General features: G+C 65.0%; 13 protein-coding genes. 3 read left to right on the forward strand and 10 right to left on the reverse strand.

Features of this window, described 5'->3' with window-relative positions:
• Window positions 1-1,758, reverse strand: a 1,758-nt coding sequence (locus tag E4O92_RS22290; protein ID WP_135191844.1) for an MMPL family transporter, incomplete at its 3' end; no start/stop codon positions are given.
• 114 nt (window positions 1,759-1,872) lie between these two features.
• On the opposite strand from E4O92_RS22290, the gene E4O92_RS22295 reads away from it, so the two are divergent.
• Window positions 1,873-2,490 carry an MlaC/ttg2D family ABC transporter substrate-binding protein gene (locus E4O92_RS22295; RefSeq protein ID WP_135191845.1) on the forward strand — a complete coding sequence of 206 codons (618 nt, stop codon included), beginning with the start codon at window positions 1,873-1,875 and terminating at the stop codon, window positions 2,488-2,490.
• A 130-nt stretch (window positions 2,491-2,620) separates the two neighbouring features.
• Here the strand turns inward: E4O92_RS22295 and E4O92_RS22300 are convergent, their stop codons facing one another.
• From E4O92_RS22300 to ispH, 6 genes are read right to left on the reverse strand one after another with little or no spacing between them, the layout of a single operon-like run.
• Entirely contained in the window at window positions 2,621-3,613 is a 993-nt protein-coding gene (locus tag E4O92_RS22300) for a lysylphosphatidylglycerol synthase domain-containing protein (protein WP_135191846.1), read from the reverse strand.
• Window positions 3,610-4,443, reverse strand: a complete 834-nt coding sequence (gene hpnK, locus E4O92_RS22305) for a hopanoid biosynthesis-associated protein HpnK (protein WP_135191847.1) — start codon at window positions 4,441-4,443, stop codon at window positions 3,610-3,612. The genes E4O92_RS22300 and hpnK overlap by 4 nt, the downstream gene beginning before the upstream one ends.
• A gap of 8 nt (window positions 4,444-4,451) precedes the next feature.
• Window positions 4,452-5,882: a hopanoid biosynthesis associated radical SAM protein HpnJ gene (gene hpnJ, locus E4O92_RS22310; protein ID WP_135191848.1), complete on the reverse strand. Its 1,431-nt coding sequence runs from the start codon at window positions 5,880-5,882 to the stop codon at window positions 4,452-4,454.
• A 27-nt stretch (window positions 5,883-5,909) separates the two neighbouring features.
• Window positions 5,910-7,040, reverse strand: coding sequence for a bacteriohopanetetrol glucosamine biosynthesis glycosyltransferase HpnI (hpnI, locus tag E4O92_RS22315; protein ID WP_135191849.1), 1,131 nt, complete (start codon window positions 7,038-7,040; stop codon window positions 5,910-5,912).
• Window positions 7,041-7,057: 17 nt separating this feature from the next.
• Window positions 7,058-8,191, reverse strand: a complete 1,134-nt coding sequence (gene hpnH / locus E4O92_RS22320) for an adenosyl-hopene transferase HpnH (RefSeq protein WP_135191850.1) — start codon at window positions 8,189-8,191, stop codon at window positions 7,058-7,060.
• A gap of 1 nt (window position 8,192) precedes the next feature.
• Window positions 8,193-9,134, reverse strand: coding sequence for a 4-hydroxy-3-methylbut-2-enyl diphosphate reductase (ispH, locus tag E4O92_RS22325; protein WP_135191875.1), 942 nt, complete (start codon window positions 9,132-9,134; stop codon window positions 8,193-8,195).
• Between the two features lie 164 nt (window positions 9,135-9,298).
• Between ispH and hpnA the strand changes: the two genes are divergently transcribed.
• Window positions 9,299-10,291 carry a hopanoid-associated sugar epimerase gene (gene hpnA, locus E4O92_RS22330; RefSeq protein WP_135191851.1) on the forward strand — a complete coding sequence of 331 codons (993 nt, stop codon included), beginning with the start codon at window positions 9,299-9,301 and terminating at the stop codon, window positions 10,289-10,291.
• 147 nt (window positions 10,292-10,438) lie between these two features.
• Here the strand turns inward: hpnA and E4O92_RS22335 are convergent, their stop codons facing one another.
• Window positions 10,439-11,596, reverse strand: coding sequence for a glycosyltransferase (locus tag E4O92_RS22335; protein WP_135191852.1), 1,158 nt, complete (start codon window positions 11,594-11,596; stop codon window positions 10,439-10,441).
• A 2-nt stretch (window positions 11,597-11,598) separates the two neighbouring features.
• Entirely contained in the window at window positions 11,599-12,597 is a 999-nt protein-coding gene (locus E4O92_RS22340; RefSeq protein WP_167759863.1) for a ferritin-like domain-containing protein, read from the reverse strand.
• Window positions 12,598-12,711: 114 nt separating this feature from the next.
• Between E4O92_RS22340 and E4O92_RS22345 the strand changes: the two genes are divergently transcribed.
• Entirely contained in the window at window positions 12,712-15,084 is a 2,373-nt protein-coding gene (locus E4O92_RS22345) for a DNA polymerase II (protein WP_135191877.1), read from the forward strand.
• Between the two features lie 630 nt (window positions 15,085-15,714).
• On the opposite strand, the gene lpxD is transcribed toward E4O92_RS22345, so the two are convergent.
• The gene (gene lpxD / locus E4O92_RS22350; RefSeq protein ID WP_135191853.1) at window positions 15,715-16,764 is read right to left on the reverse strand and encodes a UDP-3-O-(3-hydroxymyristoyl)glucosamine N-acyltransferase; all 1,050 of its coding nucleotides are present in this window, start codon (window positions 16,762-16,764) and stop codon (window positions 15,715-15,717) included.
• Window positions 16,765-17,065: the final 301 nt, after the last annotated feature.

Raw genomic sequence — 17,065 nt, forward strand, 5'->3', positions numbered from 1 at the left:
CGCCTGCGCCGCGGCACGCAGCGCCGCCACGCGCTGGGCGTCGCTGGCCGGCGGGGCCGGCGTTTGCCGCAGCACCGGCAGCAGCCTGTCAGCGAGGCTCGCGATCGTGTTCATTTTTTCCGGCTGGTGGTCGGGCACGAAGCTGGTGGCGCTCATGACCTTGGCCACTTCGGGCAGGTCTTCCAGCCGCTCGCCGAGTGCCTTTGCCTGGGTCAAATTGGGGGACAGGACCTGGACGTTGTCGATTCCCACCTCGTCGGAGCCGGCCAGCGCGGAAAGTGTTTGCATGGATTCGCTGTTCGGGTCCTTTAAATGCAGCGGATTGAAGTCGAACCGCAGGTGCCACAACAGGGGTATGCCAGCCAATACCAGCGCAATGGTGCCGAACAGGAGTACCTTGCGGTGCTTCTGGAACGTCCGGTCGACCGGCGCCAGCCAGTGGTAGCCGGGCATGCTCGCCGCGCCGGGGGGATTGAGCGCGCAGATCAGCGCCGGCAGCACGGTCAGGCAAGAAGGGAAGGCGACCACCAAAATGCCGACGCCGGCGATCAGTCCCAGCTCGGCCACGCCGCGGTAGTCGGTGGGCAGGAAGGCGAAAAAGCCGATCGAGGTGGCCACCGCCGCCAGCGTCAGCGGCAGCGCGACGGAGCGGGACACGGCCATCAGCGCGCAGTAGGTGTCGCACTCGGCCAGGCGCCGCGCCCGAAAGCGCATGCCGAACTGGATGCCGAAGTCCACGCCCAGGCCGATGAACAGGATCGCGAACGCGACCGAGATGATATTGAGCGCGCCGACCATCAGCAGCCCCAGCGCGGCGGTCACCAGCAGGCCGCCCATGATGGTCAGGAACACGGCCAGCACCATCTTGGCGGTGCGCAGCGCGAACCACAGGATCAGCAGCACGAACACGACGGTCACCGCGCCGCCCAGGGCCGCGCCTTCCTGCACCGACGCGAACTCGTCGTCGGACAACGGCACCGAACCCGTCAGGCCGATGGTGGCGCCATAGCGCGAGGCCAGCTGCAGCCGGGCGGCGGTGTCGCGGATCGCCTGAGAGGATGCGGCGCCGGGTTGCAGTTCGTTGTAGTGCATCACCGGCGTGACCACGACCAGCGCGTTCGCCGGCCCGGCGGGGCTGCCGGTATCGGCCAGCGCCTGCCATGACAGGCCGCCCTTGCGCCCGGCCAGCGCGGCCTCGACCGTATCGGCGCTGCGAGCGAGCAGCGGCGCCATGCCGGCCAGGGTCACCTGACCGGTTTGCAGTGGCGTGAGCAGGGTCACGGACAGCAGGTTGGACAGCCCGCGCAAGCTCGGGTCGTGGGCCAGCGCGTTCAGGAGCGGGCGCCCGTCGGACAGCTGGCGTGCCAGCGTGGTGAGCTGCTCGGACGGCAGGAACAACAGGCCATTGCGCTTGAAAAACTCGCTGTTCGCACCCGCATTCACCGAGTGGAACATCGCCGGCTGCGCGGCCAGGGCCGCGGCCAGCTCGGAGGCGGCCTGGTTTGCGAACTCTGGAATCGGCGCGCGCACCACGACCAGCGTGGTGTCGCCGCGCTGTGGAAAGGCAGTGTCGATGGCAGCGCTACGCTGCGCCCATGCCGTGCCCGGATTGATCAGGTGGCTGACATCGGTGCTGATGGCAAAGTGGCGCGACACATACAGCGCGCTTAATACAACCAGCACCACGAACGCCACGATCATGAGCCAGGCGAAGCGCACCGAGGTGGCGATGAGTTGGCAAACGAATTTGGTCAACATAGGTTGCGCAGCTTGACAACGAGAGGGGTTAGACCGACGAACACGCCACACGACTGCGCGAATTTGCATACGCGCGGCGTTATACTGGCACCTGGCACACGCGGAGGATTCACCATGAGACTTTCGATTTGGGCCCCCGTGGCGGTGCTCGTTGCCGCCCCCCACGTTTATGCGCAGCAGGCCGAAAGCCGCAACCCGGGCGAGGTGGTCAAAAGCACCGTCGAGGGCGTGATGAACACGATCCGCACCGATCCGGTGGCCAATTCGGGCGACATGGGCCGGATCTACGGCATCGTCGAGCAGAAGTTCATTCCCAACACCGATTTCCGGTACACCACCCAACTGGCCGTTGGCCCAGCATGGGAAAAGGCCACGCCAGCCCAGCGCGATGAATTGTTCAAGCAATTCCAGACCTTGCTTGCGCACACGTACGCCACGCAGCTGGCACAATCGCGCGGCCAGCAAACGCAGTTCAAGTACCCGCCATCGGCACCGCTCAAGCCGGGGGCGACCGATGTGGTGGTCAGGACCCAGGTCGTTACCGGCGGCGACGTCATGCCGATCGATTATCGTCTGCACAAGACCGATGCCGGCTGGAAGATCTACGACATCAACATGATGGGCGCGTGGATGATCCAGGTGTATCGCCAGCAGTTCGCCGGGCAGTTGGCGAAGGGTGGGATCGATGGCTTGATCAAGTTCATTACGGCGCATAATCAAGCGAATGTGTAGATGCGGCTTGCAGGAGGCGTAGGGTGCGCACCAGTGCGCACGCGCTACGGTTGAATGCTGTTGGCGCCGAGCTGCACACGTACCGCGTGCGCACAGGTGCGCACCCTACGCTATTTCCGCGCACGTCGTGCTACCGCGCCGCGACATGCCCGCGCATGCGCCTGGCTTCGACCCATTGCCATGACAGCAGCGCCGGCACGCCGAACAGGATTTCGCGCATGCGCTTGACCAGGGCCAGCGACAGCGCCAGTTCGCCGCCGACACCGGCCAGGTAGCCGAACAGCATCACCGCCGCCTCCTGCACGCCCAGTCCCGCGGGCACCAGAAAGGTGGCGTGGCGCGCGGCCTGGGTCAGCGCCTCGATCGCGATCGCCCGCTGGACGTCCACCGGGTGCCCGAGCAGCTCGAGCGCATACCAGGTTTCGAAGCAGCCGGCCAGGTAGCCGATGATTTGCCAGCCCAGCGCCCGTGCCAGCCGGCGCGGCCGGGAAAACAGCAGCCCGACTTCGGCATCGAGGCGCGCGCCATCCAGGCTCGTCGTCAGGCGGCTCTCCGGCCCCAGCAGCTTGCCGGTCCAGGCTTGTAGCCGGGCGAAGACATTGCCGTGGCGTAGAAGCCAGTAGGCGAGCACCGGCAGCGGCGCCGACAGCACCAGGCTGGCCGCGATGAGCCATACCTCGCCAACGCCGGCGGCGATGTGCGCGATCAGAATCACGCCGAGGCCGCAGAACAGGTAAAGCACAGCAATCGTCACCATCACCTCGACGATGATGACGGCGGTAATCGCGGTGGTGTCGGCCAGGCGCATGCGCACCAGCCGCACGCCGACCACTTCGCCGGCGATGCCGACCGCCGGCAAGAGGCGCGAGACCGCCTCGCGCACCGAAGCCACCCACAGCAGGAAGACGCGGTTGGCGCGCCGTTCAGGGTCGATGGGCTCGAGCAGTTCGCGCCAGGCCAGTATGTCGAAAGTGAGCGGCACCAGGTGGAACGGCACCAGCAGCAGGAGCAGCCAGCCGGCGCGCTGGAAGGCGGCCAGGATCGCCGGCCATCCCTCGTAGGCGACGAGAGCGGTCAGGAGCAGCAGTCCGACCGCCGTGCCGATGTAGGCCAGCCGCTTCATGCCCGGGGGGCCAGGTCCGCAAAGCCGCCAAAGCGAAAGCCTTCGATGCGCAGCTGCTCGCGCGCACTACGCACGCGCGGCGAGACCAGCGCGGCATATTCGTCGGCGTGGCGGTAGGCTGGCATCGAGGAGGCGATCGCGGCGCCCGATTCCAGCGCAGGGTGCAGGTAAATTTCGCCGACGGCGTTGCGCGGCGCACGACCCAGCGCCGCCAGCAGTGCCGCCTCGTCGAAGCGGCCGGAGTGGCGGATGCCGACAATGTAATCGTTATGGAAGACGCCGGCCGCGTCGAGCCGATGGGCCAGCAGGGCCAGCCACGGCCGCAGCCAGGGCGGCGTGCCGTCTTCCAGCGGCAGCCGGACCGAGGTCATGCCGAATGGCCGGCCAATCGAGATGAGCATCGACAGGATCGTCGGATGCAGGTGAAAATGCTTGTGCGCGTTGACATGGTCCAGCCGCAGCCCGGTATCGGCGAAGGCTTCGAACTGGGCGCGAATCTCGGCGGCGAGCTGGCGCCGCACGCGCGGATGCAGGAAAAATCGCGCGGAGTCGCGCACCATGCGCGCACCGAAGCGTCCATCGGCGTCGACCAGGTCGGGAATCCACCTCGGCGGCAGCACTGCGCGCCCATCTGCCAGCACCAGGTGCAGTCCCACGGCAAGGCTCGGGCAGGCGCGTGCGCGTGCCACGGCGTCCCGCGTGGCGGGGCCGGCCATCATCAGGCTTGCGCAATCGAGCACGCCTTCGCGAAAGGCGTGCACGATCGCCTTGTTGACGCTCGCGTGCAGGCCGAAGTCGTCGGCGGTAATGATCAGGCCCGGTGCGCGCACGCCGGACCTCAGGAATGCGATGCTCCGTGCGAGCGCAGGAAGCGGAAGAACTCCGTGCCTTCGCGCAGCCGGCGGCGCGTCATGTCCCAGCTGCGCATCATTTCGCTGATGATTTCCCAGATTTTCGCCGGCCGGAAGTAGAAGCTCTTATAGAACGCTTCCACGCCATGGTAGATCTCTTCGCTTGACAGGTGCGGGTAGCTGATCGTCGCCAGTTGCTCGCCGCTCGCGTTGACCAGGTTGATGGTCTTGTTCGGCGGGATCCAGTTGTTTTCCAGCGCCTGCTGGTACAGCCGGGTGCCGGGGTAGGGCGCGGCCAGCGACACCTGTATAGTGCGCGGATTGATCTCCTTGGCAAACGCGATCGACTTGGCGATCGTCTCGCGCGTTTCGCCCGGCAGGCCGAGAATGAAGGTGCCGTGCACCGCGATGTCGAGCTCGCGGCAGTCGGCGGCAAAGCGGCGCGCGATGTCGGTGCGCAGGCCTTTCTTGATGTTCAGCAGAATCTGGTCGTCACCGGACTCGTAGCCCACCAGCAGCAGGCGCAGGCCGTTCTCCTTCATGATCTTGAGGGTGGAGTACGGCACGTTGGCCTTGGCGTTGCACGACCACATCACGCCCAGTTCCCCGAGGCCGCGCGCGATTTCCTCTGCACGTGGCTTGAAGTCGGTGAAGGTATCGTCGTCGAACATGATCTCCTTCACCTCGGGCATGTTCTCCTTGATCCACCGCACTTCGGCCAGCACGTTTTCCGGCGAGCGGGTGCGGTAGCGATGTCCGCCCACGGTCTGCGGCCACAGGCAGAACGTGCAGCGCGAGCGGCAGCCGCGGCCGGTGTACAGCGACACGTAGGGGTAGTTCAGGTAGCCGAGGAAATAGTTGCGGATGTTTAGGTTGCGCTTGTACACGGGCGTGACGAACGGCAGCGCGTCCATGTTCTCGATGATCGCGCGCGGCGGGTTGTGCCGCAGTTGGCCATCCGGCTGGCGGTAGCTGATGCCGTCCACGGTGGCCAACGGCATGCCTTGCGCGATGTCGCGGCAGGTGTAGTCGAATTCCTCGCGCGCGACGAAATCGAGCGCGCGGCACGCCCTCAGCGAGCCTTCGGCATCGACCGCCACCTTGGCTCCGACCATCCCGATCATCGTGTCCGGGCTATGCGCCTTGAGCAGCTCGGCGAATCTGGCGTCGGCCTGGAACGATGGGGTGCTGGTGTGCATGATCACCAGCTCGTAGTCTTGCGCGATCGTCAGCGTCTGCTCGACCGACAGGCCGTCGGCCGGCGCGTCCACCAGCCGGCTGCCCTCCACCAGCGCTGCCGGCTGGGCCAGCCAGGTCGGGTACCAGAAAGATTTGATCTCGCGCTTGCACTGGTAGCGCGAACCGGCGCCACCGTCGAAGCCGTCGAATGACGGCGCTTGCAGGAACAGAGTGTTCATCGTCTTGATCGTCCAGATGATAGTTGTTCAAGGATCCGCGCGCTGCTCGCCGCGGCAGTCGATCGGCACTGATTGGCAGCGCCAGCGCGCGGTGGAACCGGCAAACGCGGTGAGCCAGGTGAGAAGCAGCAGGCAGTCGCGCAGCGGGGCGTAGCACACGCGGCCCGGCGCCGGCAGGCCAGGGGCCGGCGCGCGCAGGTGCAGGGCGCAGCGCGCCGCCATGCCGATCGCGGCCACGGCCCAGGTGATCGTCAGCGGCGCCAGCCACAGGCCGGCGGCCATGACCGGGAAGGTGAAGGTGATGAAGGTGAACGTGTAGCCGGGCCGGTTGAGGGCGCGGATGGTCTGCATCCAGCGCCGCTCGCGCGACCACAGCGATGCGAAGCTGTCTTCCGCCACGTCGGTCGTCACGCAGACCTGGGACAGGACGGTTGCCAGCCCGTGATTGCGCGTGAGCTGGCCGAGCCAGAAGTCGTCGGCCAGTCGGTCGCGCAGCGCCTCGAAGCCGCCGATCAGGCGCAGGGTGTCGGCGCGCAGCGCGATGGTGGCGCCGAAGCCGAAGCAGCGGCTGCCCATCGCGCTGGCCACCCTGACCGACGGCGCGAACCAAGTGTCGATGAACAGCGCGCCGAGCCGGGTGCAGAAGGTGTCCTGCGCACGCCCCGTGTACAGGCAGGTGACGATGCCCACGCGCGGATTGGCCAGCGGTGCGGCGACCTGTTCCAGGTAGTCTGGCTCCACCGCGATGTCGCTGTCGGCAATCACCAGCCAGGGATGGCGGGCCACGTGCGCCATGTTGATCAGGTTGCTGACCTTGTTGTTGGCGCCGTGCAGGCGCGCGTTTACCACCAGCGTCACGTCGTGCGCGGGATAGCGGCGCGCCAGGCGGCGCACCACGGCAATGGCCGGGTCGTGCCGGTCGCGCACCCCGAACACCAGTTGATACGCCGGGCAAGTCTGTTCGAACAGGGTGGCGAGGTTGGCCTCCAGCCGCGGCTCCATGCCGCACAGCGGCTTGAGGACGGTGATGGGCGGATGTCCGTCGCGCCTGCATGGCTGCGCGCGCCACACGCGCGGGCGCGCCAGCAGTGCCGTCAGCGCGTACAGCGCCGCAATCAACGTCAGCGCGAACCCGGTCGCTGTCAGCAAAACGTGCATAGGTGATCCTGCCGGGTTCATGCCTCCGGGGCGGCCTTGCGGCCCCTGATCTCGGCCACTTTGATCGCCACCTGCCGCGTGTGCACATATTCGGCCGGGCGCTGGCGCTCGAGCGCGATGTCCGGCGCCATCCCGCCCCTGGTACGCACGCCGTGCAGCGCGACCTTGAACGCGGTCAGCGGCCGTTTCATCGTGTCCATCACCGCGGTGGCCTCGTAGCCGCTGTGCACCATGCAGTTGGCGCATTTTTCGTAGTGGCCGGTGCCGTAGGCGTCCCAGTCGGTTTCTTCCATCAATTCCCTGAACGTGCCCACATAACCTTCGCCCAGCAGGTAGCACGGCCGCTGCCAGCCGAATACAGTACGGGTGGGGTTGCCCCAGGGCGTGCAGTGGTAAGTCTGGTTGCCGGCCAAAAAGTCGAGGAACAAGCCGGACTGGCTGAACGGCCAGTTCCGGCCGCCTTTGCCCTGGCGCAGGATGTCGCGGAACAGCTGCTTGGTGGTGCTGCGCGTCAGGAAGTGCTGCTGCTGCGGCGCGCGCTCGTAGGCATAGCCGGGCGAGACCGTGATCCCGTCGATGCCCAGTTCCTTGACCGAATCGAAAAACCGCGCGACCCGGTCCGGCGAGGCGTCGTTGAACAGGGTGCAGTTGATATTGACGCGAAAGCCGCGCGCCTTGGCAAGGCGGATCGCCGCCACCGCGCGCTGGTAGACGCCGCTTTGGCAGACCGAGCGGTCATGCATCTGTTCGTCGCCGTCCAGGTGTACCGACCAGATGAAGAAGCGGTTCGGCTGAAACTGGTCGATCTTTTTTTCCATCAGCAGCGCGTTGGTGCACAGGTAGACGAACTTGCGGCGCGCCACGATGCCGCGCACGATCTCGGGCATGTCCTTGTGCAGCAGCGGCTCGCCACCGGCGATCGACACCACCGGCGCGCCGCATTCGTCGACCGCTCCCAGGCACTGCTCGGTCGACAGGCGCTGGTTCAGGATCTCGTCCGGATAGTCGATCTTGCCGCAGCCTGCGCACGCAAGATTGCACCGGAACAGGGGCTCGAGCATCAGCGCGAGCGGGTAGCGTCGTTGGCCAGCCAGATGCTTGCGCAGGATATAGGCGCCCACCAGGGTCTTTTGCAACAGGGGAATAGCCACGTCACACCTCCTGGCCTTCGCTCTCGGTCAGCTCGCGCGGAAGGCGAAATTCGATCTTTTCCTCCAGCCCGTCCATGGTCGATACCGTGACCCGGCGCAACGCGCGCAAGGCTTCGATCACATGCTCGACCATGGCCTCGGGCGCCGATGCGCCGGCCGTGATGCCGACCACCTGCGCATCGCGCACCCAGTCCGGGTCCAGCTCGTTGCCATCGGCCAGCAGATAGCTGGGGATGCCGCTTTCGGTGCCGATCTCGCGCAGCCGGTTCGAATTCGAACTGTTCTTGGCGCCCACGATCAGGAGCACATCCGCCTGCCGCGAGAGCTCGCGCACCGCGCGCTGGCGGTTCTGCGTTGCGTAGCAGATGTCGCGCACCTCGGGGCCGACGATGTTGCCGAAGCGCCGCCGCAACACGGCGATCACTTCGCGCGTGTCGTCCACGGAAAGCGTCGTCTGCGTGACGTAGGCGATCGGCGTGTCGGGCGGCAGGTCCAGGTGCTCGGCCTCCTGCACGTTTTGCACCAGCACCACCTTGCCATCGATCTGGCCCATCGTGCCCTCGACCTCGGCGTGCCCGGCGTGGCCGATCAGCACCACCACCCGGCCCGCCGCCGCATATTGGCGGCCCTGGATGTGGACCTTGGTCACCAGCGGGCAAGTGGCATTGAGCACGTGCAGCGACCGCGCCGCCGCGCCCGCTTCGACTTCGCGCGCGACGCCATGGGCGGAAAAGATCGTCACCGCATGCGGCGGCACCTGGTCCAGCTCGTCGACAAACACCGCGCCCTTGGTCTTGAGCTCCTCGACGACCGCCTTGTTGTGCACGATCTCGTGACGTACGTAGACTGGTGCGCCATACTTCTGCAACGACCGGTCGACGATCTCGATCGCGCGCACCACCCCGGCGCAAAAGCCACGCGGTTGGGCCAGGATCACGCGCAGCTCGTTGTTTTTCTGCTGCATGTTGCGACTCCAGCTGGCGAAATCCGGTTGGATTCGCAGAATCGCGACAGGTTCGAACGAATCCGTTTGGGGCGGCTGACGCGTCGGCAGGCGCCAAATCGCTACAATGATTGCGCGGCGTGTCAGCAAGGTGGGAGGGCGCGATGGAGCGGGTACTGATCACGGGAGCGGCAGGCTTTGTCGGATCGGCGGTGGCGCACGCGGCGCTGCTGCGCGGCTACCAGGTGCGCGTACTAGTGCGTGGCAAAAGCCGCCGCCGCAACCTGCACGGGTTGGATGCGGAAGTGATGGAAGGCGATATGCGTGATGAAGCAGGCGTGCGGCGCGCTTTGATCGGCGTGCGCTACCTGTTCCATGTGGCAGCCGACTACCGGCTGTGGGCACACGACCCCGGGGAAATCGAGCGCAACAACCTGGAAGGAACCGGCGCCGTGATGCGCGCGGCGCTGGCAAGCGGTGTCGAGCGCGTGGTGTACACCAGCAGCGTGGCTACCTTGCGTGTGGACAGCCGCACTGTTGCCGCGACCGAGGCTGACACGCTGGCGCCGCACGAGGCGATCGGCGCCTACAAGCGCAGCAAGGTATTGGCCGAGCGGCTGGTGGAACGGATGGTCGCCGAGCAGGGCTTGCCGGCGGTGATCGTGAATCCATCGACGCCGGTCGGCGCGCGCGATGTGCGGCCGACGCCGACCGGACGCATCATCGTCGAAGCGGCAACGGGCAGGATGCCGGCGTTCGTCGAAACGGGGCTGAACGTGGTGGGCGTGGACGACGTCGCGCGCGGACACCTGCTGGCGCTGGAGCGTGGACGGATCGGTGAGCGCTACATTCTGGGTGGCGACAATATCAGCCTGGAACAACTGCTCAGGGAAATCGCCGACCTGACCGGGCGCCGTGCGCCGCGGGTGAAACTGCCGGTTGCGCCGCTGTATCCGCTGGCGCATGCGGCCGAGGCGGCTGCCCGGATTACGGGGCGTGAACCGTTTTTGACGGTGGACGGGCTGAAGATGTCGCAGAACCGGATGTATTTTTCGTCGGCGAAAGCGGAGCGCGAGCTGGATTATCGTCCCGGTCCGTACCTGGAAGGGTTGCGCGCGGCGCTTTCGTGGTTTGGTGGGGAAGGGTATCTTGGGTGATGCGTCAAAAAGTCGCCGTACCACTGCGCCGCTTTCGCGAACCGCGTGCGCACTGGTGCGCACCCTACGGCAGCCCGTAGCCGTAGCAAATCGTAGGGTGCGCACCTGTGCGCACGCGGTACGGTTGATTCCAGTTAGCGCGCAACTTCACCCCGCCGCCTGCACACGCCCCTTCCACTGACCTCCACGCCCACGTCGATATCGCCACGCGGACGCCAGCGTGGCGCCAACATAAAACAATGCAACCAGCGGCAACCCCGGCGCCCACAATACCGAGCGTCCGTAATAGCGCAACATGGGCACATACATCGCCGCCATGACCAGCCATGCGCCCAGACCCAAAGCCGCGCTCCGTGGCGCGCCCAACACAAATGCCAAGCCCAACACTGCCGGCACCGCAAACAGCAGCAACATCCCAAGCACCGTACCCGCCAGCACCACTGGCGAATGCCGCAACTGCGTGTAAGCAGTGCGCGCAATCATGTTCCAAAGGTCCGGCCAATCATAAGCCCGCAACGAATAACTCGCCTGCGCAAAATCGAGCCGTATCGCACCGTGCCGCTTTAACCGCCTGGCAAGCGCACAGTCATCGATCAACGCATTCTTGATAGCACCCATGCCACCAATCGCCGCGAGATCATCGGTGCGCACCAACATGCATCCGCCCGCCGCCGCAGCGACACTGCTACCAGGATCATTCACCCGCGAAAACGGGTAAAGCATGGCGAAGAAGAACACAAACGCCGGCACCAGCGCTTTTTCGGCCAGCGACACGCAACGCAGGCGCACCATCAGCGAGGCCAGGACGAGGTTGCCGGCTTCGGCTCGCGCGACCAGCCGCCGCAGGGCCGGATGATCATGCGCGATGTCGGCATCGGTGAGCCAGACGTAGCGCGCTTCTGGAAAAAGTTCTTGCTGCACACGCAGGCCTTCGGCTTGCGCCCAGACCTTGCCCATCCAGCCGGGCGGCAGTTTGCGAGCATGCGCGACTGTCAGGCGCGCTTGCTGGCCAAGCCGTGCCGCGGCCTGCTGCGCGAGCAGGACAGTGGCATCCGTACTGTGATCGTCCACGAGAATCACATGGAACAGGCCTGGATAGTGCTGTTGCAGAAGTGAGGTGATGGCATCGCCAATCACACTTGCCTCGTCGCGCGCGGGCACCACGGCCACGACGGCCGGCCAGGCCACCGGCTCGCTGTCCGTTCCAGGTGCGCGAACCAGCCAGAACCAACCCCTGAACAGCGCCATCCCCACCCAGGCGAGCAGGATGACCGACCCAAGCGACAAGACGAGCAATGGCGACATGTTTAGTGCCCGGCGGATTTGGGCATGAGGCGCAGGGCAAGCTTCACCAGGCGCGGCACCGTCGTGGGGCGCAGCAGGCGCGAGTCGTAGCCGGAAAAGCGCCTGTCGTTTTCTTCCAGGCAGAGGGACATCAATGCGGGCACACTCAAATTGGCGGTGGAGACCGACTGGGCGCCCGTCACGGTGAAATTGTTGTCGTGCTCCTGCTGCTTGCCGTCGGCGTCGACCGTGCGTGCGAGACCAATGCGCTCCCATCCCAGGAACGCCCACACCGCAAGCACCTTGGCCTCGAAGCGAAGCCGCCGCCACCACGGCAGCCGTGTGCGGTGCCAGGCGGCCCAGTTGGCAAACAGCAGGATGTGGCGGCACTCTTCCTGCATCACGGGCTCGAACGTGTCGACCAGGGCAGGCGGAAACATGCCGGAACGGCGGGCCAGTTCGAACAGGCCGAACGCGAAAAAGCTGTCGATGCACTCGCTGTAGCCGGTGACGAGGTAAGCCCATTCGGGGTCCTTCGGATAGATGTAGGCCGCCGCGGGCGCGAGACGGATGCCGTAAGCGGCAACCATGCGCGATAGCACTTCCTTGTGGCGATTCTCTTCCCACGCATTGAGGGCGAGCGCGTCACGCATTTCGGGGTCGGACAGGGTGCGGGCGTAGGCTGCCATGCGCAGCCGCGCCTTGCCTTCGGTCTGCACGGCGATGTCCCAGATCGGCAGCGAGACGATCCGTTGCAAGGTAGCCGGATCGAGCTTCGGCCAGTCGAGCACCGCCGGCCGGTACGGGTTGAAGGTTTCGCGAAACATGCGGCAGGTTTCGTGCCGGTGCGCATCCGACCCGGGCTTGAGCGGGCCGCGCGATGGGCTGAACCAGTGACGCGTGTTATGGTGGGCAAAATCGAGCACCGCCGGGTCCGTTGGCGGCACGGCCGGTTGCGGCGGAGCGCGAAAGCCCGGGACAAGTTGGTCCACATCGAATTCGTCGCTGACGTGCTGATCCATGCTAGCCTCCATTAGCGTTGGTCGACCGTCACGCGGATGATACCGCGCTTGGCCGCGCGGCCGCTTTTGGCTTGTTGTCCCTCTTTTGCCTACAATGGCGCAACATTCGCAATGATGGGCTTTCAGGTGTTGGATCAACTGCAGCGGGGATTCCTATTGACACGGCACTGGCGTGACACGCCGGCCGGCACGCAGGTCGAGTTTTGGCTGGCGACCGATGACGGCCCGCGCCTGGTCCGCGTGCCGCCCCAGCCGTCGGTGGCGTTCATTCCGCTTGAGCAGCGCGAGATGGCCGAAGCCGTGTTGCGTGACGGTGAGCTGCGTCCGCTCGCGCTCACCGACTTTCATCACCGGCCCGTGCTCGGTCTTTACTGCAAGCAGTACAGGCAGTTGATTCGAGAGACCAAGCGCCTGCGCGAACATGGCGTGGACGTCTATGAAGCCGACGTGCGCCCGCCGGAACGCTACCTGATGGAACGCTTTATCACGGCGCCAGTCTGGTTCGGCGGCCGGGCAGGGGACAGTAACCTCCTCGAAGACGGCCAGCTCAAGCCCGAGACCGGCTACCGCCCGCAGCTTAAGCTCGTATCGCTCGACATCGAAACCAGCGCCTACGGCGACCTGTACTCGATCGCGCTGGAAGGCTGCGGGCAGCGGCAGGTGTATATGCTGGGTGCTCCGAACGGGGAGAGCGGGGCGCTCGACTTCGAGCTGGAATACTGCGACAACCGAGGCGTGATGCTCGAACGGCTGAACGGGTGGCTGGAACGGCACGATCCGGACGCGATCATCGGCTGGAACCTGGTGCAGTTCGATTTGCGCGTGCTGCAAGACCATGCCGAACGCTACCAGGTGCCGCTGCGCTTCGGGCGCGATGGCAGCGCGCTGGAAATGCGCAAGCACGGCGGCGGGCAGGATCACCTGTTCGCAGCCGCAGCCGGGCGGCTGATCATCGACGGTATTGAGGCCTTGCGGTCCGCCACCTGGAGCTTTGCGTCGTTCTCTCTGGAATATGTGGCACAGGAACTGCTGGGCGAAGGCAAGTCGATCGACAACCCGTACCAGCGCATGGCAGAAATTGACCGCCGCTTCGCCGAGGACAAGCCGGCCCTGGCGCGTTACAACATCAAGGACTGCGAACTGGTCACGCGCATTTTCGCCAAGACCGAGTTGCTGACGTTCTTGCTGGAACGCGCCAGCGTGACCGGGCTGGCGGCCGACCGCAGCGGCGGTTCGGTCGCCGCTTTCGAGCACCTGTACCTGCCGCTCATGCACCGCCAGGGTTATGTCGCGCCCAATCTTGGCGATGTGGTGGGTGATAACAGTCCTGGCGGATTCGTGATGGATTCGCAGTCGGGCCTGTACGACTCTGTGCTGGTACTCGACTTCAAGAGCCTGTACCCGTCGATCATCCGCACCTTCCTGATCGACCCGGTTGGCCTGGTAGAAGGCACCCGCAATCCGGATGACGGCGCGACTGTCCCTGGCTTTCGCGGTGCGCGCTTTTCGCGCGAAAAGCACTGCCTGCCGGCGATAGTCAAGCAGGTATGGGACGAGCGCGACGCTGCCAAGCGCGAACAGAACAAGCCGCTGTCGCAGGCGCTCAAGATCATCATGAATTCGTTCTACGGCGTCCTTGGTTCGAGTGGTTGCCGCTTCTTCGATCCGCGCCTGGCGTCATCAATTACGTTGCGCGGGCAGGAAATCATCCAGCGCACCCGGCGGCTGATCGAAGAGCAGGGCTATCCGGTCATTTACGGCGACACCGATTCCATCTTCGTCTGGCTCAAGCAAGCACGCAGCGAGGAGGAGGCGTCTGCGATCGGGCGCGGATTGGTCGCTCATGTGAACCACTGGTTTGCGCAGTATCTGCAGCAGGAGTTTGGCCTGGCCAGTGCGCTTGAACTGCAGTTTGAAACCCATTACCGGCGCTTTTTGATGCCGACCATCCGCGGCTCGGACGAAGGCAGCAAGAAGCGCTATGCGGGACTGGTGCGCAAACCGGACGGCAGCGAGACGATGGTCTACAAGGGACTGGAAACGGTGCGCAGCGACTGGACGCCGCTGGCGCAGCAGTTTCAGCAGGAGCTTTACCTGCGCATCTTCAAGGGCGAACCGTACCGCGATTATGTGCGCGATTATGCGGCGCGCACGGTCGCGGGTGAATTCGATGAGCTGCTGGTGTATCGCAAGCGGCTGCGCCGCACGCTGGAGGACTACCGGCGTAACGTGCCGCCGCAAGTGCGCGCGGCGCGCATTGCTGATGAATTCAACCGGCAGCATGGCAGGCCGCTGCAGTACCAGAACGGCGGGCGGATTCGCTACGTGATCACGCTGGCAGGGCCGGAACCGCTCGAAGTGCGGCGCTCCCCGATCGATTACGAGCATTACCTGTCACGCCAACTGCAGCCCGTGGCGGACGCGATCCTGCCATTTGTTGGGGATGATTTTGTTGCGCTGACTAGCCGGCAGGGGGAGTTGTTTTAGGGCCTCGGACAGCTGGAGACCCACATTATTGCCGTGGCATCGTCTGCGGCTTTCACTGCCAAACCTCGTGTGGCATCCGCCTTTTCCGCAGCGCGAAGCTCCGATAACATGGTTTCTAAGCCGCGTACTGAGCAGGCCTCAGCTAACAGCGTGGGTGAGTAGAGTTCGTATGGATCGGCCAAACGATAAAATCCATCCGTCATCGCCAAGAGCATGTCTCCCGCCCCAACCTCTAGTACAGCCTTTCGCGCGGCGAAGGGTCCGGCCGGCTGCATACATAGCACGGACGGGGTGAGATTCTCATTCTGCTCGATACGCCGATTTCGCGGTAGCGGCATCAGGCGTTCCCTTCGCACGGATATATCGCTCACGCCTTCGGCCAACATGGCGCTAATCTCGCGTTTCAGTACCTCGTCCTGTGGGTTGGTCCACGGGTCGAGATCCCGAACCACGCCATCTGCGTGACGCAGCAGGGTTTTGCAATCGCCCAGGCAGTAAAGGTGCAGTTTATCGGATTGGGCTTTGTGAACTATGCGGACCCACGTTAGCGCAGCGATTGGCCAAGCGTAGCGCGGCACCTCGATCTCGCCTTGCTAGGTGATCCTGCCAGCTCCGCCATTTTAAGTAGGGTTATTTCTCTTCTTTCAGCGTTTTGACGGTCCGTTCGAGCGCGCGGATTTTCTCGCGCATCGAGGAAAGGTTGCGCACGAGCGCGGCGATGCGTTCCCATTCGGCGTTCGTGGTTACCGGAAAAAAACCAGTGTAGCGGCCCGGCTCCGTGACTGAATTGGGCACCAGGGTGCCTGCCGTGATGTGCACGTTGTCGACGATTTCGATGTGGCCATTGATCATGGATGCGCCGCCGAAGGTGCAGTGCTTGCCGATCTTGCAGCTGCCGGCCACGCCGACGCAGCCGGCCATGGCGGTATGGGCACCGATGTGGCAGTTGTGGCCGATCTGGATTTGATTGTCCAGCTTGACGCCGTCCTCGATCACCGTGTCGTCGAGCGCGCCACGGTCGACCGTGGTGTTGGAGCCGATGTCGACATCGTTGCCCATCACCACGCGCCCGATCTGCGGAATCTTGACGTAGGTGCCGTCGTCCTCGGCAAAGCCGAAGCCGTCGCCGCCGATCACCGCGCCTGAGTGGATGATCCCGCGCTCGCCAATGATGCAACGCGCGTGAAAGGTCACGTTGGCGAAAAAATGGGTAGCTTCGCCGACCACCGCTTCGGGGCCGATGTAGCATCCGCCGTCGATCACGGCGCGGGCCTTGATCACCGCGCCGGCCTCCACCGTGACATGCGCGCCGATGTGGGCCGTCGGGTGAACCTGCGCGGTCTCGTGCACCGCGGCCGTTGGGTGAATGCCCGGTGCCGGCTCCGCCTGCGCCTGGGACACGAGGTGTTGCGCGGCGCGCGCGAAGTATGCATAGGGGTTATCGCTGATGATGCGCGCGCCTTCGTAGGTGGCGGCAACGGCCGGATCGTCCAGCGGCGAGAGGATCAGCGCCGCGGCCCGGCTTTGCGCTGCCAGCACCCGCAGTTTGCTGTTGCTGAGAAAGCTGATTTCGTTAGCGCCCGCATGGTCCAGCGCGGCGATCGCCGTGACTTCTATGTCCGGGTCGCCCTCCAATTGTCCACCGAAGCGTTGGACCAGCTCGCCAAGTCGGGTACCCATGCTGTTAGCCAGTTTAGTTTGTCTGGCAGTTGGACAGAATCCTCGTGGAGGCAGTTCCGATCGTTTGACGCTTGCCATCCAGATTCGCAAGCATGCGCCCCCAGAAGAAAAACCGCTCTGCGTGCGGGCAGAGCGGTGAAGGACTCGCTTGCTACGAGCCTGAGGAGAATTCGTAGCGTGGTAGCGCTACCATGTGAGTGTAAGGCACAAAAGCGATGTTGTCAAAAGCCATCGCCATCCCCGAAGTGCGAAGAGCCAGGCTGTCCCGGCCGTGCGGTACACTACGGCCCGCAGTTCGCAT

Origin of the sequence: Massilia horti, from assembly GCF_004614195.1 — a bacterium.
Taxonomy (GTDB): Bacteria; Pseudomonadota; Gammaproteobacteria; order Burkholderiales; family Burkholderiaceae_D; genus Telluria; species Telluria horti.